This is a genomic window from Streptomyces sp. NBC_00209 (assembly GCF_045206345.1).
Taxonomy (GTDB): domain Bacteria; phylum Actinomycetota; class Actinomycetes; order Streptomycetales; family Streptomycetaceae; genus Streptomyces.
Genome location: NZ_CP108121.1, coordinates 3,542,226 through 3,566,904, shown reverse-complemented (window position 1 = coordinate 3,566,904; position 24,679 = coordinate 3,542,226). Strand labels below are relative to the sequence as shown.

24 protein-coding genes and 1 tRNA gene are annotated in these 24,679 nt (G+C 70.5%); 13 read left to right on the top strand and 12 right to left on the bottom strand.

Going from position 1 to position 24,679, the window contains the following annotated elements:
* Positions 1 to 27: 27 nt before the first annotated feature.
* Positions 28 to 1,728: a phenylacetic acid degradation protein PaaN gene (gene paaN / locus OG867_RS16095; protein ID WP_406286066.1), complete on the top strand. Its 1,701-nt coding sequence runs from the start codon at positions 28 to 30 to the stop codon at positions 1,726 to 1,728.
* 265 nt (positions 1,729 to 1,993) lie between these two features.
* On the opposite strand, the gene OG867_RS16090 is transcribed toward paaN, so the two are convergent.
* Genes OG867_RS16090 through OG867_RS16080 form a run of 3 tightly spaced genes read right to left on the bottom strand, consistent with a single transcriptional unit; the run spans position 1,994 to position 4,655 of the window.
* Positions 1,994 to 2,689, bottom strand: a complete 696-nt coding sequence (locus OG867_RS16090) for a TrmH family RNA methyltransferase (RefSeq protein WP_328901126.1) — start codon at positions 2,687 to 2,689, stop codon at positions 1,994 to 1,996.
* Positions 2,686 to 3,948: an HTTM domain-containing protein gene (locus OG867_RS16085; RefSeq protein WP_406286063.1), complete on the bottom strand. Its 1,263-nt coding sequence runs from the start codon at positions 3,946 to 3,948 to the stop codon at positions 2,686 to 2,688. The genes OG867_RS16090 and OG867_RS16085 overlap by 4 nt, the downstream gene beginning before the upstream one ends.
* Complete coding sequence (locus tag OG867_RS16080) at positions 3,945 to 4,655, bottom strand: DUF5819 family protein (protein ID WP_406286060.1); 711 nt, start codon at positions 4,653 to 4,655, stop codon at positions 3,945 to 3,947. Before OG867_RS16080 ends, OG867_RS16085 begins: the two co-directional genes overlap by 4 nt.
* A 103-nt stretch (positions 4,656 to 4,758) precedes the next feature.
* Between OG867_RS16080 and paaA the strand changes: the two genes are divergently transcribed.
* Genes paaA through OG867_RS16055 form a run of 5 tightly spaced genes read left to right on the top strand, consistent with a single transcriptional unit; the run spans position 4,759 to position 8,316 of the window.
* Positions 4,759 to 5,778, top strand: coding sequence for a 1,2-phenylacetyl-CoA epoxidase subunit PaaA (gene paaA, locus OG867_RS16075; protein WP_328901129.1), 1,020 nt, complete (start codon positions 4,759 to 4,761; stop codon positions 5,776 to 5,778).
* Positions 5,775 to 6,065, top strand: coding sequence for a 1,2-phenylacetyl-CoA epoxidase subunit PaaB (gene paaB / locus OG867_RS16070; protein WP_328901130.1), 291 nt, complete (start codon positions 5,775 to 5,777; stop codon positions 6,063 to 6,065). Before paaA ends, paaB begins: the two co-directional genes overlap by 4 nt.
* Complete coding sequence (gene paaC / locus OG867_RS16065) at positions 6,062 to 6,763, top strand: 1,2-phenylacetyl-CoA epoxidase subunit PaaC (protein ID WP_406286056.1); 702 nt, start codon at positions 6,062 to 6,064, stop codon at positions 6,761 to 6,763. Before paaB ends, paaC begins: the two co-directional genes overlap by 4 nt.
* Positions 6,757 to 7,257 carry a 1,2-phenylacetyl-CoA epoxidase subunit PaaD gene (paaD, locus tag OG867_RS16060; RefSeq protein ID WP_406286052.1) on the top strand — a complete coding sequence of 167 codons (501 nt, stop codon included), beginning with the start codon at positions 6,757 to 6,759 and terminating at the stop codon, positions 7,255 to 7,257. The genes paaC and paaD overlap by 7 nt, the downstream gene beginning before the upstream one ends.
* Positions 7,258 to 8,316 carry a 2Fe-2S iron-sulfur cluster-binding protein gene (locus OG867_RS16055; RefSeq protein ID WP_406286049.1) on the top strand — a complete coding sequence of 353 codons (1,059 nt, stop codon included), beginning with the start codon at positions 7,258 to 7,260 and terminating at the stop codon, positions 8,314 to 8,316.
* Between the two features lie 33 nt (positions 8,317 to 8,349).
* On the opposite strand, the gene OG867_RS16050 is transcribed toward OG867_RS16055, so the two are convergent.
* The 4 genes from OG867_RS16050 to OG867_RS16035 form a co-directional block, all read right to left on the bottom strand.
* Entirely contained in the window at positions 8,350 to 8,694 is a 345-nt protein-coding gene (locus OG867_RS16050; RefSeq protein ID WP_406286046.1) for a rhodanese-like domain-containing protein, read from the bottom strand.
* 68 nt (positions 8,695 to 8,762) lie between these two features.
* On the bottom strand, positions 8,763 to 9,644 hold the full coding sequence (locus tag OG867_RS16045; RefSeq protein WP_328901135.1) for a hypothetical protein: 882 nt from the start codon (positions 9,642 to 9,644) through the stop codon (positions 8,763 to 8,765).
* Between the two features lie 95 nt (positions 9,645 to 9,739).
* Entirely contained in the window at positions 9,740 to 11,239 is a 1,500-nt protein-coding gene (locus OG867_RS16040; protein ID WP_406286043.1) for a DUF2252 domain-containing protein, read from the bottom strand.
* 140 nt (positions 11,240 to 11,379) lie between these two features.
* Positions 11,380 to 12,468, bottom strand: coding sequence for a hypothetical protein (locus OG867_RS16035; protein WP_406286041.1), 1,089 nt, complete (start codon positions 12,466 to 12,468; stop codon positions 11,380 to 11,382).
* Positions 12,469 to 12,579: 111 nt separating this feature from the next.
* Here OG867_RS16035 and OG867_RS16030 point away from each other — a divergent pair, with 111 nt between their 5' ends.
* Positions 12,580 to 13,029 carry a MarR family winged helix-turn-helix transcriptional regulator gene (locus tag OG867_RS16030; RefSeq protein WP_328901138.1) on the top strand — a complete coding sequence of 150 codons (450 nt, stop codon included), beginning with the start codon at positions 12,580 to 12,582 and terminating at the stop codon, positions 13,027 to 13,029.
* A gap of 96 nt (positions 13,030 to 13,125) precedes the next feature.
* Here the strand turns inward: OG867_RS16030 and OG867_RS16025 are convergent.
* Positions 13,126 to 13,208 (bottom strand) — tRNA-Leu (locus OG867_RS16025).
* A gap of 360 nt (positions 13,209 to 13,568) precedes the next feature.
* Here OG867_RS16025 and OG867_RS16020 point away from each other — a divergent pair.
* The 6 genes from OG867_RS16020 to pknB all read left to right on the top strand — a co-directional run bounded on the left by OG867_RS16020 (position 13,569) and on the right by pknB (position 21,678).
* Positions 13,569 to 14,456, top strand: a complete 888-nt coding sequence (locus OG867_RS16020) for an FhaA domain-containing protein (RefSeq protein WP_406286037.1) — start codon at positions 13,569 to 13,571, stop codon at positions 14,454 to 14,456.
* Positions 14,457 to 14,466: 10 nt separating this feature from the next.
* Positions 14,467 to 14,979 carry an FHA domain-containing protein gene (locus tag OG867_RS16015; protein WP_018101923.1) on the top strand — a complete coding sequence of 171 codons (513 nt, stop codon included), beginning with the start codon at positions 14,467 to 14,469 and terminating at the stop codon, positions 14,977 to 14,979.
* A gap of 129 nt (positions 14,980 to 15,108) precedes the next feature.
* Positions 15,109 to 16,617, top strand: a complete 1,509-nt coding sequence (locus tag OG867_RS16010) for a Stp1/IreP family PP2C-type Ser/Thr phosphatase (protein ID WP_406286033.1) — start codon at positions 15,109 to 15,111, stop codon at positions 16,615 to 16,617.
* Positions 16,618 to 16,640: 23 nt separating this feature from the next.
* The gene (locus OG867_RS16005; protein ID WP_406286031.1) at positions 16,641 to 18,059 is read left to right on the top strand and encodes an FtsW/RodA/SpoVE family cell cycle protein; all 1,419 of its coding nucleotides are present in this window, start codon (positions 16,641 to 16,643) and stop codon (positions 18,057 to 18,059) included.
* Positions 18,056 to 19,519, top strand: coding sequence for a peptidoglycan D,D-transpeptidase FtsI family protein (locus OG867_RS16000; protein WP_406286029.1), 1,464 nt, complete (start codon positions 18,056 to 18,058; stop codon positions 19,517 to 19,519). Before OG867_RS16005 ends, OG867_RS16000 begins: the two co-directional genes overlap by 4 nt.
* Positions 19,520 to 19,686: 167 nt before the next feature.
* Positions 19,687 to 21,678, top strand: coding sequence for a Stk1 family PASTA domain-containing Ser/Thr kinase (gene pknB, locus OG867_RS15995; RefSeq protein WP_406286027.1), 1,992 nt, complete (start codon positions 19,687 to 19,689; stop codon positions 21,676 to 21,678).
* An 80-nt stretch (positions 21,679 to 21,758) separates the two neighbouring features.
* Here the strand turns inward: pknB and OG867_RS15990 are convergent, their stop codons facing one another.
* The 4 genes from OG867_RS15990 to OG867_RS15975 are packed head-to-tail and all read right to left on the bottom strand — an operon-like array spanning position 21,759 to position 24,666.
* Positions 21,759 to 22,487, bottom strand: a complete 729-nt coding sequence (locus OG867_RS15990) for a class E sortase (RefSeq protein WP_406286025.1) — start codon at positions 22,485 to 22,487, stop codon at positions 21,759 to 21,761.
* A gap of 33 nt (positions 22,488 to 22,520) precedes the next feature.
* Positions 22,521 to 23,849: a class E sortase gene (locus tag OG867_RS15985; protein ID WP_406286022.1), complete on the bottom strand. Its 1,329-nt coding sequence runs from the start codon at positions 23,847 to 23,849 to the stop codon at positions 22,521 to 22,523.
* Positions 23,846 to 24,484, bottom strand: coding sequence for an aminodeoxychorismate/anthranilate synthase component II (locus tag OG867_RS15980; RefSeq protein WP_018101916.1), 639 nt, complete (start codon positions 24,482 to 24,484; stop codon positions 23,846 to 23,848). Before OG867_RS15980 ends, OG867_RS15985 begins: the two co-directional genes overlap by 4 nt.
* Positions 24,481 to 24,666 (bottom strand): hypothetical protein, encoded by a 186-nt coding sequence (locus OG867_RS15975; protein WP_328901146.1) that lies wholly within the window; start codon positions 24,664 to 24,666, stop codon positions 24,481 to 24,483. The genes OG867_RS15980 and OG867_RS15975 overlap by 4 nt, the downstream gene beginning before the upstream one ends.
* Between the last annotated feature and the right edge of the window lie 13 nt (positions 24,667 to 24,679).

The window sequence follows — 24,679 nt, the reverse complement described above, 5'->3', positions numbered from 1 at the left end:
CCCAGCTCGATGAGGAGTTGGTCCGCCATGGCCGCCGAGCTCTCCCCGCACCTGCTGTCCGAGAAGCACCGCCCCACGCTGGACCGGGCCCTCGAAGCGATCCGCACGCGTGACTACTGGTCCCCGCATCCCGAGCACCCGAAGGCGTACGGAGAGGGCGGCGCTCCGGGAAGCCTCGGCGCCGCCGAGGGCAAGGCCGCCTTCGACGCCGTGCTGCACGGCCGCCTCGACCTCGGGCAGCCGGGCACCGACGGCTGGACGGGCGGGGAGGTCTCTCCGTACGGCCCCGAGCTCGGCGTCGAGTATCCGCACGCGGACCTGGACGTGCTGCTTCCGGCGATGCGGGCGGGCATGCCGGCCTGGCGCGAGGCGGGCCCCGAGACCAGGGCCCTGGTCTGTCTGGAGATCCTGGCGCGGATCAGCGCCCGCACCCATGAGTTCGCCCACGCCGTGATGCACACCAGCGGCCAGGCGTTCATGATGGCGTTCCAGGCCGGCGGCCCGCACGCCCAGGACCGCGGTCTCGAAGCCGTCGCCTACGCCTACCAAGAGCAGCTTCGCGCGCCCCGGACGGCCGACTGGTCCAAGCCGCAGGGCAAGCGGGACCCGCTCGCGCTGCACAAGACGTTCATCCCGGCGGGCCGCGGCATCTCGCTGCTGATCGGCTGCAACACCTTCCCCACGTGGAACGGCTACCCGGGCCTCTTCGCCTCCCTCGCCACTGGCAACCCGGTCCTGGTCAAGCCCCACCCCCGCGCGGTGCTCCCGCTGGCCCTCACGGTCCAGCTGGCGCGCGAGGTGCTCGCTGAGGCCGGTTTCGACCCCGATCTCGTCGCCCTGGCCGCCGAGCGCCCGGGTGAGGGCATCGCCAAGACGCTGGCGGTCCGCCCGGAGATCAAGATCATCGACTACACGGGCTCCACGGAGTTCGGCGACTGGCTGGAGGCCAACGCCCGCCAGGCCCAGGTCTACACCGAGAAGGCCGGCGTCAACACGGTCGTCGTGGACTCCACCGACGACTACCGCGGCATGCTCGCCAACCTGGCGTTCTCGTTCTCCCTGTACAGCGGCCAGATGTGCACCACCCCGCAGAACGTGCTCATCCCCCGCTCCGGCATCACCACGGACGCCGGCGACAAGTCGTACGACGACGTGGTCGGCGACATCGCCGCCGCCGTCACCGGCCTCCTGGGCGACGACGCCAGGGCGAACGGCCTGCTGGGCGCTCTGGTCAACCCGGACGTGAAGGCCCGCCTGGAGTCGGCGGCCCACCTGGGCGAGGTCGCGCTCCCGTCCCGTGAGGTGACCAACCCGGACTTCCCGGACGCCACCGTCCGCACCCCCGTGATCGTCAAGCTCGACGCCGCCAAGACGGACGGCGAGGCCCCCTACCTCTCGGAGTGCTTCGGCCCGGTCTCCTTCGCGGTCGCGGTCGACTCGACGGCGGGCGCCCTCGACCTGCTGCGGCGCACGATCCGTGAGAAGGGCGCGATGACGGTCGGCGCGTACACAACGTCCCCGGAGGTGGAGCGCGCGCTGGAGGGCGTCTGCCTGGACGAGTCCGCCCAGCTCTCCCTGAACCTCACCGGCGGCGTGTACGTCAACCAGACGGCGGCGTTCTCCGACTACCACGGCTCAGGCGGCAACCCCGCGGCCAACGCGGCCCTCTGCGACGGCGCCTTCGTCTCGAACCGCTTCCGCACGATCGAGGTCCGCCGCCAGAACTGAGGCACGGGGCCCGGGGGCAGAGCCAGCCCGGCAAACCCAGCCCGTCCGGCGCTTGAGGACCGAGGGCCCGGGGGCAGAGCCAGCCCGGCAAACCCAGCCCGTCCGGCGCTTGAGGACCGGGGCCCGGGGGCAGAGCCAGCCCGGCAAACCCAGCCCGTCCGGCGCTTGAGGACCGAGGGCCCGGGGGCAGAGCCCCCGGTTTCGGGAAGGGGCGGGTAGGGGAAAAGGCCCGCCGCAGGCGCACCCGCCCCACCCCGCACCCACCTCACCCAGGAATCACCGCATACCGAGCCACCCAGGCATGCATAGCGATGGCGGCGGCCGCCCCCGCATTGATCGACCGCGTAGACCCGAACTGCGCAATGGAACACACCACCTCCGCACACCGCCGAGCCTCCTCCGTCAACCCGGGCCCCTCCTGCCCGAACAGGAGGACACACCGCCGAGGCAGGACCGTCCGCTCCAACGGCACCGCCCCCGGCAGGTTGTCGATCCCGACGATCGGCAGCCCCTCGGCCGCCGCCCAGGCGGTCAGGCTCGCGGTGTCGGGGTGGTGCCGGACATGCTGGTAGCGGTCGGTGACCATCGCCCCGCGCCGGTTCCAGCGCCGCCGCCCGACGATGTGCACCTCCTTGGCCAGGAACGCGTTCGCGGTCCGCACCACGGACCCGATGTTGAAGTCGTGGCCCCAGTTCTCCACGGCCACGTGGAAATCGTGGCGGCGCGGATCGAGGTCGGCGACGATCGCCTCACGGGTCCAGTACCGGTACTGGTCGCCCACGTTGCGCCGGTCGCCCCCGGCCAGCAGCTCGGGGTCGTACCGCTCGCCCTCGGGCCACGGCAGCGGATGCGGCCCGACACCGATCTCCGTGCCGAACCCCTCGTCGTACTGCGCGGGCTCATCGCCCACGGGCGCGCCGCTGCCGCTGGTCTCACCGGTGCTGCCGGTCTCACTGCTCACCCGACGAGGGTATGGCTCCCGTCGCCGTCGGGCTCCGGTGCCTCCGGACCGCCGCCGGCGGCACGCGGCGCCGGCACCCGTACCCGCCGCCGGAACACCCGCCGGAACACCCGTTCCCGCCCGGCGGCCGCCCGTCCGCCGAGCCACACCAGGAAGACGGTCGGCAGGAAGACGGCGTCCGCGGCGATCATGGCCATCGAGAAGAACGGCAGCCCCAGCAGGAGCGCGATCCCCGCGTGCTCGCAGATCATCGCGCCGAGCAGGATGTTCTTCACGCGCCGGTTGAAGAGGGTGAACGGGAAGGCCACCTGCACGATGACCGTGGCGTACGACAGCACCATGACCATGACGCCGCTGGAGGCCAGGAGGTCCGACAGGGCGGGCCACGGCGTGAAGTACTCCAGCTTGAGCGGGTAGTACAGCGCGGTGCCGTCCTGCCAGCGCGAGCCCTGGATCTTGTACCAGCCGGCCGTCGCGTAGATCAGGCAGACCTCGGCCATGATCACGACGAGGGTGGCGTTGTGGGCCAGGTTGGCGATGACGTCGAGAAGGGTACGGAGCTCGTTGCGCGGCGCGTACCGGTTCACGGCCCACCAGGCGCCCTGGCCGATCCACAGACACCACAGGAGGGGCGGCAGCCACACGGTCCCGCCCAGACCGCCCGCCACCGAGGCCCCCACCAGGACGGCGCCGAGCACCACCCACAGCACGATCCCGGCCGGCTCCCCGGGCACCCGTCGCCCACCGGCCGCCTGGCCGGCGTACTCCTCGGCCTCATGGCGCCGTGCCCGTCCGGCATCCAGCGACCAGACCTGTCCGCAGCGGGTCAGCATCAGGTAGATGGCCATCAGATGGATGACGTTGTCGCCGCCGTCGCCCATGAAGATGCTGCGGTTCTGCAGCGAGAGGACTCCGGCCATGAAGACCACGGAGACGGCGCGGGTGTGCCAGCCGAGCATCAGCAGGAGGGACGAGATCAGCGCCAGCGCGTAGACGGTCTCGAACCAGAGGTTGCTGTCCGACCACATGAGGGTCGTGAACGCCTGGTTCCCGGATATCAGCTGCCGCGCCAGATCCCAGCGCCAGGGCGCGTCGGGGCCGTACATCTCGTGCCGGTGGGGCAGCTCACGGAGCAGGAACAGCAGGAAGGTGCCCGAGAAGCCGATGCGGATGACGGCGCTCTGGTACGGGCCGAGGGCCGAGGCCGTGATGCGCTGGAGGGAGCCGGCGAGGCCGCGGCCCGGGTGCGGGGTGCTCACTGTCCCGCCTCCTCGGACAGGTCGTCGGCGGTGACCGTCCACCAGGGCAGGACGCGGTAGGACGGGCCGGTGCTGATCTTCTCGTCGCTCCACTCGGGCGCCGCGACGGACCGTGTCTCGGACCTGACCTGAATCCTCAGGATGGTCCCGCCGTCGTCCCGGCCGCCGACGCGCAGCAGCACGAGGCGGCGGACGTACTTCTCGGACAGGGTGCCGCGCAGGCCGTTGGCCCGGTTCTTGTCGTCGTGCGATCCGACGTAGAAGTCCCAGGCCCGACGGAGTTCGTTCTGCTGGACGTGGCTGGGCAGCAGATTGCCGCGTATCGCCCGGCCGTCCTCGGCGGAGAGATCCCGCCAGGCCGTCGTGCGGGGGCCGTCGGGGCCGGCTATCTCGGTGCGCACCTGGACGGACACGTTCTGTTGCAGCGGATTGGGCGCGAAGAGCTTCCAGTTCTGTTCGAACTCGGGGTACACCCAGTCGTCCACCGCCGCGCCGTGCTGCTTGGTGAGCGTGTTCGAGGGCGCGACGTGCAGGAAGACCATGGCCAGCTGCATGCAGGCGAGCACCGCGAAGGCGGCGAGCGCCACGGCGGCGACGATCTGGTACGGAAACGAGAGCCCGCCCATTCCGTCGGCCGCGGGCGCCGCCTCGACGGCGGGAACGAGGCCGCCCTCGCCGCCGGCGGCCCTGTCGTCGTCCGAATCCATCCCGCCCCGATCGCGTCGGTTATCCACAGGGTTGACACCCTACGGGCCCCGGACTCACCATTGAAGGCATTGAACCGAACGATCGGTCGGTAGGGAGTCCGGGATGGCGGCAGTGACTGCGAGCCAGACAGCGCAGACGGCAGCAGGCGGCGAAGCGGGGCCCGACGCGGCCCTCCAGGCCGCCTTCGACGCAGCGGTGGCGGCCGACGAGCGCATCGAGCCGCGCGACTGGATGCCCGACGCGTACCGCGCCTCGCTGGTCAGGCAGATGGCCCAGCACGCCCACTCCGAGATCATCGGCATGCAGCCGGAGGCCAACTGGATCACCCGCGCCCCCTCGCTGCGCCGCAAGGCGATCCTCATGGCCAAGGTGCAGGACGAGGCCGGGCACGGCCTGTATCTGTACAGCGCGGCCGAGACCCTGGGCACCGGCCGCGAGGAACTGCTCGACAAGCTCCACGCGGGGCGCCAGCGCTATTCCTCGATCTTCAATTACCCGACGCTGACCTGGGCGGACGTCGGCGCCATCGGCTGGCTCGTGGACGGCGCCGCGATCACCAACCAGGTGCCCCTCTGCCGCTGCTCCTACGGCCCGTACGCCCGCGCGATGGTCCGCGTCTGCAAGGAGGAGTCGTTCCACCAACGCCAGGGTTACGAACTGCTCCTCGCGCTCAGCAACGGCACCCCCGCACAGCACGAGATGGCCCAGGACGCGGTGAACCGCTGGTGGTGGCCGTCCCTGATGATGTTCGGCCCGCCGGACGACGCCTCGGCCCACTCGGCGCAGTCGATGGCCTGGAAGATCAAGCGGCATTCCAACGACGAGCTGCGGCAGCGGTTCGTGGACATCTGCGTCCCGCAGGCCGAGGCGCTCGGCCTGACCCTCCCCGACCCGGACATCCGGTGGAACGAGGAACGCGGCAGGCACGACTTCGGCGCGATCGACTGGACCGAGTTCCAGGAGGTCCTGAAGGGCAACGGACCGTGCAACGAGCAGCGCCTCACGCAGCGCCGCCGCGCGCACGAGGAAGGCGCCTGGGTCCGCGAGGCCGCCGCCGCGTACGCCCGCAAGCACACGCCCGGCGCGGACCCGGCCGTACGGAACGGAAAGGCGACAGCATGAGCAGCTCGACGGACTGGCCGCTGTGGGAGGTGTTCGTCCGCTCGCGGCGCGGGCTCTCCCACACCCACGCCGGCAGCCTCCACGCGCCGGATGCCGAAATGGCCCTGCGCAACGCGCGCGACCTCTACACCCGCCGGTCCGAGGGGGTCTCGCTGTGGGTCGTGCCCTCCGCCCAGATCACGGCGTCGTCGCCGGACGAGAAGGACTCGTTCTTCGAGCCGTCCGGTGACAAGCCCTACCGGCACCCCACGTTCTACGAGATCCCGGACGGGGTGAAGCACCTGTGACCGCGGCCCTCGCCCTGGGCGACGACGCGCTGGTGCTGTCGCACCGGCTGGGGGAGTGGGCGGGCCACGCCCCGGTGCTGGAGGAGGAGGTCGCCCTCGCCAACATCGCCCTCGACCTGCTGGGCCAGGCCCGGCTGCTGCTCTCCCTCGCCGGCGACGAGGACGAGCTGGCCTACCTCCGCGAGGAACGCGCCTTCCGCAACCTCCAGCTGGTCGAGCAGCCGAACGGCGACTTCGCCCACACCATCGCCCGGCAGCTCTACTTCTCGGTCCACCAGCAGGGCCTGTACGAGCAGCTGGCCGCCGGTGACGGTCCGTTCGCGGGGATCGCGGCCAAGGCGGTCAAGGAGGTCGCCTACCACCGGGACCACGCCGAGCAGTGGACGCTCCGCCTCGGTGACGGGACGGACGAGAGCCATGAGCGGACGCAGCAGGCGGTGGACGCGCTGTGGCGCTTCACCGGCGAGCTGTTCCAGCCGGTCGAGGGCGTCGACGCCGACTGGCAGGCGCTGCACAGCCGCTGGCTGGAGGCCGTCACCGACGTCCTCGGCCGGGCCACCCTCACCGTGCCGACGGGCCCGCAGTCCGGCGCCTGGACTGCGGGCGCGGGCCGGCAGGGCATCCACACGGAGTCCTTCGGCCGGATGCTCGCCGAGATGCAGCACCTGCACCGCAGCCACCCGGGGGCGTCATGGTGACCTGGACCTCCGTAGAGGAGGAGCTGCTGAGCCTCGCGGGCTCCGTCCCGGACCCGGAGCTCCCCGTGCTGACGCTGGAGGACCTGGGGGTGGTCCGGGGTGTGGAGGTGCACGACCCGGACCATGTCACGGTCAGGCTGACGCCGACGTACACCGGCTGCCCGGCGATCGAGGCGATGTCGGCGGACATCGAGCGCGTGCTGCACGACCACGGCGTGACCGAGGTGTCCGTGGAGACGGTCCTGTCGCCCGCTTGGTCGACGGACGACATAAGTGCCGAAGGGCGCCGGAAGCTGGCGGAGTTCGGCATAGCCCCGCCCCGGCCGCACGGCACCGCGTCCAAGGGTCCGGTGCCGCTGGCCCTGGCCGTGCGCTGCCCGCACTGCGGCTCCGCCGAGACGGAGCTGCTGAGCCGGTTCTCCTCGACGGCGTGCAAGGCGCTCCGGCGCTGCGTGGCCTGCCAGGAGCCGTTCGACCACTTCAAGGAGTTGTAGATGTTCCATCCGCTCCGGGTCAGCGGGATCGAGCGGCTCACGGACGATTCGGTGGCCGTCACCCTCGCCGTCCCGCCCGGCCTGCACGAGACCTTCCGGCACAAGCCCGGCCAGCATCTCAACGTCCGCTACACCGTGGACGGCGAGGAGGTCCGCCGCTCGTACTCGATCTGCGCACCGGCCCCCGAGCCCTCGGCCGGTCCGGCACTGCGGGTGGGCATCCGCCTCGTGGACGGTGGCGCGTTCTCCACGTACGCGCTCAAGGAGCTGCTGGTCGGGGACACGATCGAGGCGATGCCCCCGATGGGGCGCTTCGTCCTGACGCCCCGCGCCGGGCGGTTCGCGGCGATCGTCGGCGGGAGTGGCATCACCCCGGTGCTGTCCATGGCGGCCACCCTGCTCGCCCGGGAGCCGAACGCCACGTTCTGCCTGGTCCGCAGCGATCGGACCGCCGCCTCGACGATGTTCCTGGACGAGGTCGCCGACCTGAAGGACCGCTATCCGGCCCGGTTCCAGCTGGTCACCGCCCTGTCCCGGGAGGAGCAGCAGGCCGGTCTGCCCTCGGGCCGGCTGGACGGCGAACGGCTCTCCGGACTGCTGCCGGCGCTGCTGCCGGTGGCGGAGATCGACGGCTGGTTCCTGTGCGGGCCGCTGGGCCTGGTCCGGGCCGCCGAGGTCGCGCTGCACGGGCTGGGCGTGGACCGCTCCCGCATCCACCAGGAGATCTTCCACGTCGAGGACACCCCCGCCGCGCCCGCCGGGCCCCGGGTCGAGACGCCGGTCGGCTCCATCCTGACGGCGACGCTCGACGGCCGGTCCGGCACCTGGCCGGTGGAAGGGGGCGAGTCGCTGCTGGAGACGGTGCTGCGCAGCCGCTCGGACGCCCCGTACGCGTGCAAGGGCGGCGTCTGCGGCACCTGCCGGGCGTTCCTGGTCTCCGGCGAGGTGCGGATGGATCGCAACTACGCCCTGGAGCCGGAGGAGACGGACACAGGTTACGTGCTGGCCTGCCAGTCCCATCCGGTCACCGAGGAGGTGGAGCTCGACTTCGACCGCTGACGCCCCGGCGCCGGAGGGCCGGGGCCGGTCGTGTCAGGCGACGAAGGCCGGGGTGCCGTTGTCGGTGACCATCGGGCGGCCCGCGCCGTCCCAGGCGAGCATGCCGCCGTCGATGTTGACGGCGTCGATCCCCTGCTGGACCAGGTACTGGGTGACCTGGGCGGACCGGCCGCCGACCCGGCACATCACGTGCACGCGCCGGCCGTCCTCCACCGCCTCGGTCAGCTCACCGAAGCGGCCCACGAAGCCGCTCATGGGGATGTGCAGGGCGCCCTCGACGTGTCCGGCCACCCACTCGTCGTTCTCCCGGACGTCCAGCACGAGGCCGTCCGCCGGAACGGACGCGACATCGACCGTGGGAAGCGGGCCGAAATTCATGGGTCATGCCTTCTCTCGTCAGTGCGCTCGGGGGCACCGAACCAGTGCGCTCGGGGCCACCGAAAACGCTACTGCACCAGAGCCGTGAGCTCCGCCTCCCGCTGCGAGACCTCGCCCAGCAGCTGTTCGGCGATCTCCTCCAGCAGCTGGTCCGGGTCGTCCGGAGCCATCCGCAGCATGGCCCCGATCGCGCTCTCCTCCAGCTCCTGGGCCCACTCGGTGAGCAGTTCCTTGCGCTGGGTCAGCCAGTCCAGCCGGGCGTACAGCTCGTCGGCCTCGCTCAGCTCCTGCCGCGGCGCGGCCGGTCCCGCCGCCCACTCCTCGGCCAGTTCGTTGAGCTGGGCCTCGTCCCCGCGGCCGTAGGCGGCGTTGACGCGCGCGATGAACTCGTCCCGCCTGGCCCGCTCCGCCTCGTCCTGGGCCAGGTCCGGGTGCGCCTTGCGGACCAGGTCGCGGTACAGCTTGCGGGCCTCGTCGGTGGGCCTGACCCGCTTGGGCGGGCGCACCTTCTGATCGGTCAGCATGGCCGACGCCTCGGGGGACAGGCCCTCGGAGTCCATCCAGTCGTGGAACAGCTCGTCCACGCCCGGCATGGGCATCACGACCGACCGCGCCTCCTCAGCCTTGCGCAGGTCCTCGGGGTCACCGGTCTTCGCCGCCCGCGCCTCGGCGATCTGCGCGTCGAGCTCGTCCAGCCGCGCGTACATCGGGCCCAGCCGCTGATGGTGCAGCCGGGAGAAGTTCTCCACCTCGACGCGGAACGTCTCCACCGCGATCTCGAACTCGATCAGGGCCTGCTCGGCCACCCGCACCGCCTGAGCGAGCCGCGCCTCGGGCCGCTCCGGCCCCGCGGTCTCCGCCGCCGCCTCGCGGCCGGCGGCCGGCCTGGCCTCGTCCTGCAGGTCATCGTCATTCCGGGAGGTCGGCACCCCGGGTGCTTCGTGGGTCACCCGTCCAGCGTATGGCCCCGGCCCGCCCCCGTGGACCCGCGGTGGGTCCGGCAGACCTCACACCTCCTGCCCGGACCGCCGGCCACGCCCGCCCCTCACACCCCCCGCTCCGCCGCGATCCGCCCCGCCCCTATCGCCCGCACCAGCTCCGCGTGGTCCGCCTCCGTGCGGTCCGCGTAGGTCACCGCGAACGCCGCCACCGCCTCGTCCAGCTCGTCGTTCTTGCCGCAATAGCCCGCCAGCAGCCTCGGGTCCGCGCTGTGCGCGTGGGCCCGCGCCAGCAGCGCCCCGGTCATCCGGCCGTAGTCGTCCACTTGGTCGGCGGCCAGGGCGGCGGGGTCGACGCTCCCCTTGCGGTTCCTGAACTGGCGCACCTGGAAGGGCCGGCCGTCCACCGTCGTCCAGCCCAGCAGATGGTCGCTGACGACCTGCATGCGCTTCTGCCCGAGCACCACGCGCCGCCCCTCGTGCGCGACCTCCGGCACCGCGAAACCCACGGCGGCCAGATGCGGCCCGAGCACCGACGGCCTGGCCTCCTTCACCTGGAGCACCAGCGCCTCCCCCCGGTGGTCCAGCAGCAGCACCACGTACGAGCGGGTGCCCACGCTGCCGGTGCCGACCACCCGGAAAGCCACGTCATGGATCGCGTACCGGGCCAGCAGTGGCAGCCGATCCTCGGAGACGGTCCCCAGATAGTCCCCCAGCCCCGCCGCCACGCCCGCGGCCTCCGCGTCCGGGACCCGGCGCAGCACCGGCGGCGCGTCCACGAAGCGGCGGCCGCCGTCCTCGCAGTCCTCCGTGGACTTCGCCGCGAAGCGGGCGCTGGTGTTGTTGCGGGCCTTCTCGGAGACCCGCTCCAGGGTGCCGAGCAGGTCCCGCGCGTCGGTGTGGGAGACGAGCTCCTCGTCCGCGATGGCGTTCCAGGCGTCGAGCGTGGGCATCCGGGCCAGCAGCCTCATCGTCCGCCGGTAGGCGCCCACGGTGTCGTACGCGCCCTTGCGGCAGGTGTCCTCGTCGGCACCGGCCTCCCGGCCCGCGAGCACCAGCGAGGTCGCCAGGCGCTTGAGGTCCCACTCCCAGGGCCCGGCCACGGTCTCGTCGAAGTCGTTCAGGTCGATGACGAGGCCGCCCCGCGCATCGCCGTACAGCCCGAAGTTGGCCGCGTGCGCGTCGCCGCAGAGCTGGGCGGCGATCCCGGTGACGGGGGTGCCCACCAGGTCATGGGCCATCAGCCCGGCCGAACCGCGCAGGAAGGCGAAGGGTGTGGCGGCCATCCGCCCCACCCGTATCGGCGTCAGCTCCGCCACCCGGCCCCGGTTGGACTCCTCGACCGCGCGCACCGCGTCCGGCCGCCCGGCCGGCAGGGCCGGCGTCGCGTGCGCGGACCGGGGCACCCGCGCCCGCAGCGCCTTGCCCTTCTCCTTCGGCCGGCCCCCGGCCTCCGCGTCGGCCCTGTCCGTACGGCGGGCGAACCCCGGCACGGCCGGTATGCGCGGCCCGCCCGCGGCCGCGGGGAGCACGGTCCCCGCAAGCGCGGCCTCGCCGCCGAGTTCAACGAGTCGTACCGGCGGCAGTCCCGTCCCGGTCGTTTCCATGGCGCGCAGCCTCCCCCGCCCGGCGCGGCCGCCGGGACCTGCCCCAACATCAACTGCCGCCGACGGTACCGCCGTACGCCAACCGCCGTCTGCCCCTGTGGATAACTCCGGGGCCGGCCCCTCCCCCGCTGGTCAGCCGCTCACACCCCCACCGCCTCCTCCATCTCCTCTTCCTCCTCCTCGGCCGACGGCCGCGCCGGGCCGGCGGAAGCGGCGGGAGGGACCGCCGGAAGGGCTGCCGCCGGGCGCCGCCTCGCCTCGGCCAGGCCCGCGAGCCCCGTCAGCACCACGCCCGCGACGAACCAGAGCGCCAGCACCAGCAGATTCCCGCCCAGCGCGTGGCCGCCGAAGTACACATGGCTGCGTACGCCCTCCACGAAGCCCGCCCCGTTCCAGAAGGAGTGCAGCGCCCCGAAGAAGCCGGGCTGGAGCTCGGGGCGGAAGATCCCGCCTGAGCTGGTGAAGTTGAGCATGACGAACAGCACCATCACGCCGAGCGTGGTCCACCGCTTGAGGAACGTGTGCAAGCCCACACCGATCAGCAGGATGCCCGCCGAGTAGAGCCATGCCATGGCCCAGAGCCCCGCGAGCCCGTGGTCCACGAGACCGAACAGCGGCCCCGCGAACACCGCCCCGATGACGCTGACCACCAGCGAGGCGCCCAGCGCCAGCGCAGCCCGGACCCGCAGCCGCAGAATCGCTCCGGCGCCGCCGATCACGGCGACGGAGGCGTACGAGCCGATGCTCACGGCGACCAGCAGGAAGAAGATGCCCTGGCCGGTCGGGTCGCCGCCGGCCGTGGGCGCGGTGTCCGTCACCTTCAGGGGGGCGCCCTGTCCGGCCGCGACCTGGGTGAAGACCTTCTCGACCACCGTCGCGCTGGTGTCGGAGGAGGCGGAGGCGACGAGCAGTTCGGGGGCCCTGCCGGGGAGGTAGGCGCCGTAGCTGTCCTGCGTGCGCAGGTGCTCGGCCGCGGTGGCGCGGTCGGCGACGGTACGCACGCTCAGCGCCCCGTCCCCCTTGTCCTGGAGGGTCTGCGCCAGCACCTGTGCGGACGGCCCGGAGCCGACCACGTCGACCCGCAGGTCGTGTGGTTGCGGGGCGTGGAAGGCGCCGAGGTAGGCGAGGCCCATGCCGATGCACATCAGCAGCGGGGTGACGAGGTGGTTCAGTACGTGACGCAGCGCGCCCGCCGGAGAGCCGGCGGCGGCGCTCGGGCCTGCGGACATGGGGGCTCCAGACGATCGGCCAGGTAGTTGGCTTTTACAACTCAACTGGTTGGCTTTTACAACTCCAATTCCGTTGTACTCTACAACTGAACTTTCGAGGAAGGCGAACCCGTGCCAGGCACCCCCGGAGAACGCGAGGAGTCGCTGGACGTCATCCAGCGCGAACTGACCGCCTTCGCCCGCCGCGCGCGGGCCGCCGCGGCCCGGCTCCACCCCGAGCTGCCGCTCGTCTCGTACACGCTGCTGGCGCATATCGATGACCAGCAGGGGTGCCGTGCGACCGATCTGGCGGCGCACTACATGCTCGACAAGTCCACGGTCAGTCGGCAGATCAGCACCCTGGAGAAGCTCGGCCTGGTCGAGCGCCACGCCGACCCGGACGACCACCGCATCCAGGTCCTGCACCCCACCGAGGCCGGAACGCAGGCCCTCGCCGCCACTCAGGCGAGCCGGCGCACGGCCTACCAGGAACGCCTTGCGGACTGGACGCAGGACGACCTCGCCCGGTTCGCCGCGTACCTCCTGCGCTACAACGCGACGGGTGACGCTCCACACTCGTAAAACGGGCGTTTCACGTGAAACCAAACACACAGGGAAGTCGCCTGGCACGAAACTGAAGAAGCCCCCCGGGCTTATGCCTGGGGGGCTTCCTTCTTGTGCGCGAGGGGGGATTTGAACCCCCACGTCCCTAAGGACACTGGCACCTGAAGCCAGCGCGTCTGCCGTTCCGCCACTCGCGCAAGAGTGGTGCTTCCGGGCTCTCTCACTTTTTCGGTGCGATCGCCTGGCGACATCCGGAAGATTAGCACGCTGGACAGGGTGGATTCACATCCGTTGTTTCGCCGCCCGATCACCGGGCACTCGCCGCACGCTCGGCCGACCTGCGCAGAACGTCCGAAAGGAACCGGGAACCCCCGGAGGCCGCCCCCACTCCTCCTGAGTGCGTCCAAGGTGCGGGACACTGTGAGGAGGCCACCTCTACGATCCGTGTGAGGGGGGACACTCGTCCCCAGGGCAGACAAGGGGAACCAGCCGATTTCCCGACGCGTGGATACGATCAGTAAGCAGTACAGGGACGATGACACCGGAGGAGGTGCCCCATGGGAGTGATGAAGCGTTTTGAGCAGCGTCTCGAAGGTCTGGTCAACGGCACTTTCGCCAAGGTCTTCAAGTCCGAGGTCCAGCCGGTCGAGATCGCGGGTGCCCTCCAGCGGGAGTGCGACAACAACGCCACCATCTGGAACCGTGAGCGCACCGTCGTCCCCAACGACTTCATCGTCGAGCTCAGCGCCCCCGACTACGAGCGCCTGAGCCCGTACTCCGGCCAGCTGGGCGACGAGCTCTCCGGCCTCGTCCGGGACTACGCCAAGCAGCAGCGGTACACGTTCATGGGCCCCATCAAGGTCCACCTGGAGAAGGCCGAGGACCTCGACACCGGTCTCTACCGGGTCCGCAGCCGCACCCTGGCGTCGAGTTCGTCACAGGGCCAGGGCCAGGGTCACAGCCAGGCACCGAGCCAGGGCCAGAGCTACGGCGGCCAGTCCCCCCAGGGGTACCCCGCCCGTCCCGCCCCGCAGGCCCCCGGTGGTTACGGCTACCCGCCCAACGCCGCCCCGCCCATGCCCGCCGGCCCGCCGCCGGGCGCCGGGCGTCACGGCGGTTCCGACCGGCGTCCGCCGGCCACCCCCACCTCCCTGCCGAACGTGCAGGTGCGGCACTGGATCGAGATCAACGGCACCCGCCACCAGATCTCCCGCCCGACGCTGGTCATGGGCCGCAGCACCGACGCCGATGTGCGGATCGACGACCCCGGCGTCTCCCGCCGGCACTGTGAGATCAGGACCGGAACGCCCTCGACGATCCAGGATCTCGGGTCTACCAACGGCATCGTGGTAGACGGGCAGCACACCACCCGCGCTACGCTCCGCGACGGCTCGCGGATCGTCGTGGGCAGCACCACCATCGTTTACCGGCAAGCCGAAGGGTGAAGCGGGGGCAATGTCAGAGCTGACCCTGACGGTCATGCGGCTAGGTTTCCTGGCTGTTCTGTGGCTGTTCGTGATCGTGGCCGTCCAGGTCATTCGCAGCGACCTGTTCGGAACGCGCGTCACGCAGCGCGGCTCACGCCGCACCGCGAACGACGCGCGTCCGCCCCAGGGACGCCAGAACGCGGCACCGCCGCAGCAACGCCAGCAGCCCGGCCGCCAGCGCCGGGGTGCGCCGACCAAGCTGGTCGTCTCCGAGGGCACGCTCACCGGCACCACGGTGGCGCTCCAGGGGCAGACCATCACGCTGGGCCGGGCCCATGATTCAACGATCGTGCTGGACGACGACTACGCGTCCAGCAGGCATGCCAGGATCTACCCCGACCGTGACGGCCAGTGGATCGTCGAGGATCTCGGGTCCACCAACGGCACGTACCTGGACCGGACCCGCCTCACCACCCCGACGCCCGTTCCGCTGGGCGCGCCGATCCGGATCGGCAAGACCGTCATCGAGCTGCGGAAGTAGTACGACAATGAGCGAGCGGAGCGAGCGAGCCGCGGGGGTCCGGGCATCGGACCCGGCCAGGCTCCCGACCGGAGGGTGGGCAGTGTGGCTCGAGACCGGCTGTACCCCGAACCGACGGGCGAGGTGCGCATGAGTCTGTCCCTGCGCTTCGCCGCCGGATCGCACAAGGGCATGATCCGGGAGGGCAACGAGGACTCCGGCTACGCCGGTCCCCGCCTCCTCGCGATCGCCGACGGCATGGGCGGCCAGGCGGCCGGTGAGGTCGCCAGTTCCGAGGTGATCTCCACCCTCGTCCAGCTCGATGACGACGTCCCGGGCTCCGACATCCTCACCTCGCTCGGTACGGCGGTCCAGCGGGCCAACGACCAGCTGCGGATGATGGTCGAGGAGGACCCTCAGCTGGAGGGCATGGGCACCACGCTCACCGCCCTGCTCTGGACCGGCCAGCGCCTCGGCCTGGTGCACGTCGGCGACTCGCGCGCTTACCTGCTGCGCGACGGCGTGCTCACCCAGATCACGCAGGACCACACCTGGGTCCAGCGGCTGGTGGACGAGGGCCGGATCACCGAGGAGGAGGCCACCACCCACCCGCAGCGCTCCCTGCTGATGCGCGCGCTGGGCAGTGGCGACCACGTCGAACCCGACCTCTCCATCCGTGAGGTCCGGGCCGGCGACCGCTATCTGATCTGCTCCGACGGGCTCTCCGGCGTCGTCTCCCACCAGACGATGGAGGAGACGCTCGCCAGCTACCAGGGCCCGCAGGAGACCATCCAGGACCTGATCCAGCTCGCCCTGCGCGGCGGCGGACCGGACAACATCACCTGCATCGTCGCCGATGTCTTCGACGTCGACAGCAACGACACCCTGGCCGGGCAGCTCAATGACACCCCGGTCGTCGTCGGCGCGGTCGCCGAGAACCAGGCGGCCCAGCTGAACGACGGCGGCGCGATGCAGACGCCGGCGGGCCGTGCGGCCGGCCTCGGCCGGCCCGTACCGCCGCCCTCCGGCAGCTTCGGCCCGCCCGGCAGCGGCGACGACTCCGGCTACGACGGGATGCCCGAGGGGTCCTTCGGGTCCTACTCCGACGACGACTTCGTCAAGCAGGGCGGCGGCCGCAAGTGGCTCAAGCGCTCCCTGTACGTGGTGCTCGCGCTGGCCGTCGTCGGCGGCGGGCTCTACGGCGGCTACCGCTGGACCCAGACCCAGTTCTACGTCGGCGCGAAGAACGACAACGTCGCGCTGTACCGGGGCATCAGCCAGGATCTCGGCTGGCTCTCGCTCTCGAAGGTCGAGACCGACCATCCCGAGATCGAACTCAAGTACCTCCCGCCCTACCAGCGCAACAAGGTCGAGGCGACGATCGCCGAGGGCAGCCTCGCCGACGCCCGCGAGAAGATCACCGAGCTCTCCACCCAGGCGTCCGCCTGCAAGAAGGACGAGCAGCGCCGTGCCGCGGAGAAGGCGCACGGGGACGAGGGCCAGGCGCAGGGCACGGACGCCGACGCCACCAAGGCGTCCACGTCCTCCAAGACGTCCGGTGGCGACACCAAGTCCGAGCAGACTTCCACGACTCCCACTCCTGGGCCCAGCCTCTCGGAGGAAGAGAAGAAGCTGGTCCCGCAGTGCGGTAAGAAGTAGAGCCGTAGGGGGCCTTCAGCACCATGAGCGTTGTCACCAACACGACCACGATCGGCGCGATCGACGCACCGAGCCGGCGCAACACCGAACTGATGATGATGGTCTTCGCCATCGCCATCTCGGTGTTCGCCTACGCCAACGTGGGCCTGGCGCTGGACGGCAAGCTGCCGTCCGGAATGTTCGGCTACGGAGCGGGACTCGTCCTGCTCGGCGGTGTCGCCCATCTCGTGGTGCGGAAGTTCGCCCCGTACGCGGACCCGTTGCTGCTGCCGCTGGCCACACTGCTCAACGGGCTGGGGCTGGTGCTGATCTGGCGGCTCGACCAGTCGCAGCGGCTGATCCAGCGCGCCGAGTCCCGGTGGGGCGAGTTCACGCCCGACGCGCCCAAGCAGCTGCTCTACTCGGCAATCGGGGTCGCCCTCCTGGTTGCCGTGCTGATCATTCTCAAGGATCACCGCATCCTTCAGCGCTACACCTACATCTCGATGGTGGCCGCGCTGATCCTGTTGATCTTGCCGATGTTCTTCCCGGCAGTGAACGGCGCCAAGATCTGGGTGAGCCTCGGCCCCCTCTCCATCCAGCCCGGCGAGTTCGCGAAGATCATCATCGCGGTCTTCTTCTCCGGTTACCTCATGGTCAAACGGGACGCGCTCGCGCTCGCCAGCCGCCGTTTCATGGGCCTGTACCTGCCGCGCGGACGCGACCTGGGCCCCATTCTGGTCATCTGGGCGCTGTCGATCCTGATCCTCGTCTTCGAGACCGACCTCGGCACGTCGCTGCTGTTCTTCGGCCTCTTCGTGATCATGCTGTACGTGGCCACCGAGCGGACCAGCTGGATCGTCTTCGGTCTCCTGATGTCGGCGGTCGGAGCCGTGGGTGTCGCCACCTTCGAAAAGCACGTCCAGTCCCGTGTGACCGCCTGGCAGGACCCGTTCTCCTGCTACTCCACCGACCTGAGCGGTGCCTGCGAGCAGATCTCCAACGCCATCATGTCCTTTGGTTCAGGTGGCACGATCGGCACCGGCTGGGGCCAGGGTCACTCCGACCTGATCGGCTTCGCCGCCAACGCCGACTTCATTCTCTCCACGGTCGGTGAGGAGCTCGGACTGGCCGGAATGATGGCCGTCCTGTTGATCTACGGTCTCATCATCGAGCGCGGTGTCCGCACGGCCCTCGCCGCCCGCGACCCGTTCGGCAAGCTCCTCGCGATCGGCCTCTCCGGAGCCTTCGCGATCCAGGTCTTCGTCGTCGCCGGCGGCGTCATGGGTCTGATCCCGCTCACCGGTATGACGATGCCGTTCCTCGCGGCCGGCGGCTCGTCCGTGATCGCCAACTGGGCCCTGATCGGCATCCTCATCCGCATCAGCGACACCGCCCGCCGCCCCGCGCCCGCCCCCGCACCCTCCACCGACGCCGAGATGACCCAGGTGGTCCGACCGTGAACAAGCCCCTGCGCCGGATCGCGATCTTCTGCGGCGTCCTGATCTTCGCCCTGCTCGCGCGGACCAACTACCTGCAGTACGTGAAGGCCGACGACCTCAACGTCCGCAAAGAGAACCGCCGCGTCGGCATCGAGCGGTACGCGCACGAGCGCGGCAACATCATCGTGGACGGCAAGTCGATCACCGGGTCCGCCAAGACCAAGGGCAGCGACTTCAAGTACAAGCGGGTCTGGAAGGACGGCCCCATGTGGGCCCCCGTGACCGGCTACTCCTCGCAGGCGTTCGGCGCCACCCAGCTGGAGAATCTTGAGGACGGCATCCTCACCGGCAACGACGACCAGCTGTTCTTCAACCGGACGATGTCGATGTTCACCGGTGAGGAGAGGACCGGCGGCAACGTCGTCACGACGCTCAACGGCGCTGCTCAGAAGGCCGCCTTCGAGGGTCTCGGCGACAAGAAGGGTGCCGTCGCCGCCCTCGATCCGCGGACCGGCGCCATCCTGGCGCTCGCCAGCACCCCCTCGTACGACCCCTCGTCCTTCGCGGGCACCGGCGACGCAGACGGCAAGGCATGGCAGGCGCTGAAGGCCGACAAGGACAAGCCGATGCTCAACCGGGCGCTGCGCGAGACCTACCCGCCCGGCTCGACGTTCAAGGTCGTCACCGCGGCCGCCGCCCTGGAGAACGGGCTCTACGACGACATCGACGAGGACACGAAGTCGCCGCTGCCCTGGAACCTGCCGCTGACCAGCCCCCCTCAGCCCCTGCCCAACGAGGGCAGCATCCCGTGCAAGAACGCCTCTATGCGTGAGGCGCTGCGCTGGTCCTGCAACACCGTCTTCGGCAAGATGAGCGATGACCTGGGCAACCAGAAGATGATCGACCAGGCCGGCAAGTTCGGCTTCAACAAGGAGATCTTCACCCCGGTCCGCTCGAACGCCAGCGTGTACCCCGAGGACAACCGGCCGCAGAACGCCATGGACGGCATCGGCCAGGCGTCCAACCGCGCCACCCCGCTCCAGATGGCGATGGTCGCCTCCGCCGTCGCCAACGACGGCAAGCTCATGCAGCCGTACATGGTCGCCGAGCGCAAGGCGCCCAACCTGGACGTGATCTACACGCACGAGAAGGAGGAGTTCAGCCGGCCCCTCTCTGCGGAGAACGCCCAGAAGCTGCAGGAAATGATGGAAACCGTCGTCAAGCAGGGCACGGGCACCAACGCCCAGATCCCGAACGTCACGGTCGGCGGCAAGACCGGTACCGCCCAGAACGGTCTGAACAACAAGGGCAACCCGTACGCGTGGTTCATCTCGTACGCGAAGACCGACTCCGGTTCGCCGGTGGCCGTGGCCGTCGTCGTCGAGGACAGCGACGCCACCCGCGACGACATCTCCGGTGGTGGCCTGGCCGCCCCGATCGCGAAGGCGGTCATGAAGGCGGTCATCGACAGCGAGAAGTGAGACCGCTCACACCCGGCCGCGAAAGCGCCTCTGTGGATACCGGTCGGATATCAGGTATTGCCTGCGGGCCGATCAGCTGATGCGCGCCCGGTAGCGTATGCGCGAACAGCACACCGCCGGACCGCGCACCGGTGCGGTCAGGACTGACGGAGAGGGCTGGAACAGTTATGGAAGAGCCGCGTCGCCTAGGCGGCCGGTACGAGCTGGGCTCGGTGCTCGGCCGTGGTGGCATGGCCGAGGTCTACCTCGCCCACGACACCCGGCTCGGCCGCACCGTCGCCGTGAAGACGCTCCGGGCGGACCTCGCCCGCGACCCGTCCTTCCAGGCCCGGTTCCGCCGTGAGGCCCAGTCCGCCGCCTCGCTCAACCATCCGGCGATCGTCGCGGTGTACGACACCGGCGAGGACTACGTCGACGGGGTCTCCATCCCGTACATCGTCATGGAGTACGTCGACGGCTCGACGCTCCGCGAGCTGCTGCACTCCGGGCGCAGGCTGCTGCCCGAGCGGACGCTCGAAATGACGGTGGGCATCCTCCAGGCGTTGGAGTACTCGCACCGCGCGGGCATCGTCCACCGGGACATCAAGCCGGCCAACGTCATGCTGACCCGGACCGGACAGGTCAAGGTCATGGACTTCGGCATCGCCCGCGCCATGGGCGACTCCGGTATGACGATGACCCAGACCGCCGCCGTCATCGGCACCGCCCAGTACCTCTCCCCGGAGCAGGCCAAGGGCGAGCAGGTCGACGCGCGGTCCGACCTCTACTCGACGGGCTGCCTGCTCTACGAGCTGCTGACCGTCCGGCCGCCGTTCGTCGGGGACTCCCCGGTGGCGGTCGCGTACCAGCACGTACGGGAAGAGCCGCAGCCGCCGAGCAACTTCGACCCCGAGATCACGCCCGCGATGGACGCGATCGTGCTGAAGGCGCTCACCAAGGACCCCGACTACCGCTACCAGTCGGCCGACGAGATGCGCGCCGACATCGAGGCGTGCCTCGACGGCCAGCCGGTCGCCGCGACGGCGGCGATGGGCGCGGCGGGCTACGGCGGCGGCTACCCCGGCGGGTACGACAACGACCAGCCCACCACCGCCCTGCGCCCCGCCGACCAGAGCGGCGAGCGCACGTCGATGCTGCCACCGGTCAACCCGGACGACGGCGGCTACGGCTACGACGACCGCCCCGACCGCCGCAGGCAGAAGAAGAACCACACCTCGACGATCCTCCTGGTCGTCGCGGGCGTCCTGGTGCTGATCGGCGCGATCCTCATCGGCAAGGCGGTCTTCCCCGGCGACGGTGGCGACGACGGCGCGTTCGACGTGCCCACCATGGTCGGCATCACGGTCAAGGACGCTCAGAAGCTGGCCGACAACACGAACATCGTTCTCAAGGTCGGCCCGAAGGAAGAGTGCAAGGACCAGCCCAAGGGCAAGATCTGCCGCCAGACACCGGAGGACGGGCAGATGAAGGAGCAGGAGACCGTCACGGTCTTCGTCTCCAGCGGCCCGCCGAAGGTCGAGGTCCCGGACGTCACCGAGAAGTCCGAGGACAACGCCCGCGAGCTCCTTGAGAAGCGGGGCTTCACCGTCAACGTCACCTCGGTCGAGTCCGACCAGGCCGATGCCGGCACCGTCCTGGAGCAGTCCCCGAAGGGCGACACCAAGGCCGAGGAGAACTCCGAGGTCACGCTCAAGGTCGCCACGGAGAAGCTGCTCACGGTGCCCAACGTGTCCACCCGCTCGTACGACGAGGCGGTGAACCAGCTGAAGGGACTCGGCTTCACCAACATCGGCAGGTCCGACGAGGACTCCGACAAGCCGGCGAACGAGGTGATCGGCCAGAACCCCGAGCCGAACACGAAGACCGGCAAGGACACCTCGATCATCCTGAAGGTCTCCAAGGGCCCGGCCGAGCCCGAGAAGGTGACCATCCCGGGCGATATCGTCGGCAAGTCCTACCAGGACGTGAAGGCGCAGCTGGAGGGCATGGGCCTGGTCGTCGCACTCGGTCCCGGGTCGGTCGACAAGCCGGACGCCAAGGTGGTCATGAGCGCTCCCGGGCCGAACCAGCAGGCGGACAAGGGCGGCACGGTCACCCTGAACACCATCGACGCCGGCGGCAACATCTTCGGCGGCCCGAACGGCGGCAGGGGTCGCTGACCCGCTCCGCACCCCGTACGAACAGAGGGCCCCGGTCACCGCGAAGGTGACCGGGGCCCTCCGGCGTAACGGCACAGCCGTCACCGCAGCTCCACCGGCTTCGTGCGGTCGCGGTCGACCTTCTCCGTACGGACCAGCTCGCCCCACACGATGTAGCGGTACTTCGACGTGTAGACCGGGGTGCAGGTCGTGAGCGTGATGTAGCGGCCGGCCTTCTTCGCGCCCGAGCCCTTCGGGACGGGGCCCAGCACGTCGACGTTGTACTTGGACGTCTCCGGAAGCTCGCTGAAGACCTTGTAGACGTACCAGGTGTCCTTCGTCTCGAAGACGATCGCGTCCCCGGTACGCACCTTGTCGATGTTGTGGAACTTCGCCCCGTGGCCGTCCCGGTGGGCGGCCAGCGAGAAGTTGCCCTCCTTGGCGGAAGGGAGCGAGGATTTCACCGGATCGGTGTAGTAGCCGGCGACACCGTCGTTGAGGATGTCGGTGTCGGTGCCCTTCTTGACGAGCACCTCGCCGTTCTTCATCGACGGGACGTGGAGGAATCCGATGCCGTCCTTGGTGTCCAGCGCACCGGGGCCGTCGGCCCACGTGTCGCGGACGGTGTCACCCTGCTTGGTGGCCTCGCGGTCGGCGAGCACGTTCGTCCACCACAGCGAGTAGACGACGAAGAGGCCGAGCACCAGACCTGCGGTGATGAGCAGTTCACCGAAGAGACTGACCGCGGTCGCGAGGGGATGGCGGCCGCCCTTCCGCGCGGGTGGCGCGGGCTCGTCGGTCCGCTCCTGGTCCTCGGTCGTCGCTGTCATCGCACCGCCCTGTCGTCATGGCGTCCGGCCCGTTCAGTCCGCGAGCACGTCGGGTTTCCCCTCGCTGCGCGGCCGTTCGTCGACCATCTTGCCCCAGACGATCAAACGGTACGTACTCGTGAATTCCGGCGTACACGTCGTCAAGGTGATGTACCGGCCGGGCTTGGTGAACCCGGACTGCTCCGGCACCGGCGCGATCACGGAGACGTTGGAGGGCGAGGTCTGCGGCAGCACGCTCGTCATCTCGTACGTGTAGTACGCCTCCCGGGTCTCGACCACGATCGGGTCGCCGGGCTTCAGGCGGTTGATGTAGCGGAACGGTTCGCCGTGGGTGTTGCGGTGGCCGGCCAGCGCGAAGTTGCCCTCCTTGGCGGAGGGCATCGCCGTCTTCAGCGGCTTCTCGCCGTAGTGGCCGACCATGCCCCGGTCGAGGACCTTCTCCTTGCTGGTGCCCTCGGCGATCGGCGTGACGACGTCCAGTTTGGGGATGTGGATGATGGCGAAGCCCTGCCCCGGCTCGAACGCCTCCTGCTTCTCAGGGGTCTTCTCGTTCTTGGCCCAGTCGTCCTGGATCTTGTGCGTCTCCCGGCCGGCGATCTGGTCGGCGCGCACATTCGTCCACCAGAGCTGGTAGGTGACGAACAGCAGCATCAGGACGCCCAGGGTGATGAAGAGTTCGCCGATGCCCCGGCTGATGACGATCGCGGGGCTGTCCTTGGCGGCCTTGGCCGCGCGGCGCGCCTCCATGCGCGTCATGGGCTTCGCCGGGGCCGTGCTCTCAGGACCGGGCCGCGGCGCGGGACGCCTGCGGCCGCGCCCCTTGGCGGCACGCCTGCGCTCGGCGCGGCCGCCGGTGGGCGGTGGCGTGGGCGCATCAGGTGCGCCTCCGGGCTCGTCGGGTACGCCTCCGGGCTCGTCGGCCTCGGCGAGCGCTTCCGGCTCCGGGCGGGGCGCCGGCACGAGCGGGTCGCCCGCGTCTATTCGGCCGAGGATCTCCGTGGCCGGCTCCACGGCCTCGCCAGCAGGGGGCTGCGGAACGGCCGCGGGGCCCGGGTCGACCGGGACGTGCGGGTCGGGCGCGGGCGGCGATGCCTCCAAAGGCGCCTGTACGGGCCCCTGGTGGCCGTACCAGTCCCGTTGGTACCCATCGGGGTCGTACCACTCCTGCGGGGCCTGCTCGGGGCCCTGTGGCTCGTAGGGCGCCTCCTGCTGCGGGACCACGGGCTCAGGGCCCGGCAGCGGGTCGTTCAACGGGTCCGCCAGCCGGTGGACCGCCGCCTCGAACGCGCCCGGGTCCTCGTACGCCCGCGGATCGTGCGGGTCGTCCTGCCCGGCCCCGGCTCCGTGGCGGGGTGGGGTCACGCGACGGCCTTGCCCACCACCGGAGCGAGCCCCGCCGACCTCTCGACGGCTCCGGTGTCCCCGCAGCGCACCAGCCAGTTGGCCAGCATCAGGTGGCCGTGCTCGGTGAGCACCGACTCCGGGTGGAACTGCACACCCTCGACGGCCAGCTCGCGGTGGCGGAGGCCCATGATGATGCCGTCGGCCGTCCGCGCGGTGACCTCCAGCTCGTCGGGCACGGTGTCCGGTTCGGCGGCGAGCGAGTGGTAACGGGTCGCGGTGAACGGCGAGGGCAGTCCGGCGAAGACGCCCGCGCCCTCGTGGAGCACCGGCGAGGTCTTGCCGTGCAGCAGCTCGGGAGCGCGGCCGACGACACCGCCGTACGCCACCGCCATCGACTGCATGCCCAGGCAGACCCCGAAGACCGGGACGCCGGTCGCCGCGCAGTGCCGCACCATGTCGACGCAGACGCCCGCGTGCTCCGGGGTGCCGGGGCCGGGGGAGAGCAGGACGCCGTCGAAGCCGTCCTGCGCGTGGGCCGTGGTCACCTCGTCGTTGCGCAGCACCTCGCACTCGGCACCGAGCTGGTAGAGGTACTGGACGAGGTTGAAGACGAAGCTGTCGTAGTTGTCCACGACCAGGATGCGGGCGCTCATCGGGCGGCCCCCGTCGGCGCGCTCGCTCCGTCGACCGTCACATCGCCGAACGGAAGCAGCGGCTCCGCCCACGGGAAGACGTACTGGAACAGCACATAGACGACCGCCACGGCGAGCACGAGCGAAATGAACGCACGCACCCACACGTTGCCCGGCAGATGCCGCCAGATCCAGCTGTACATCCAGACCCTCCAT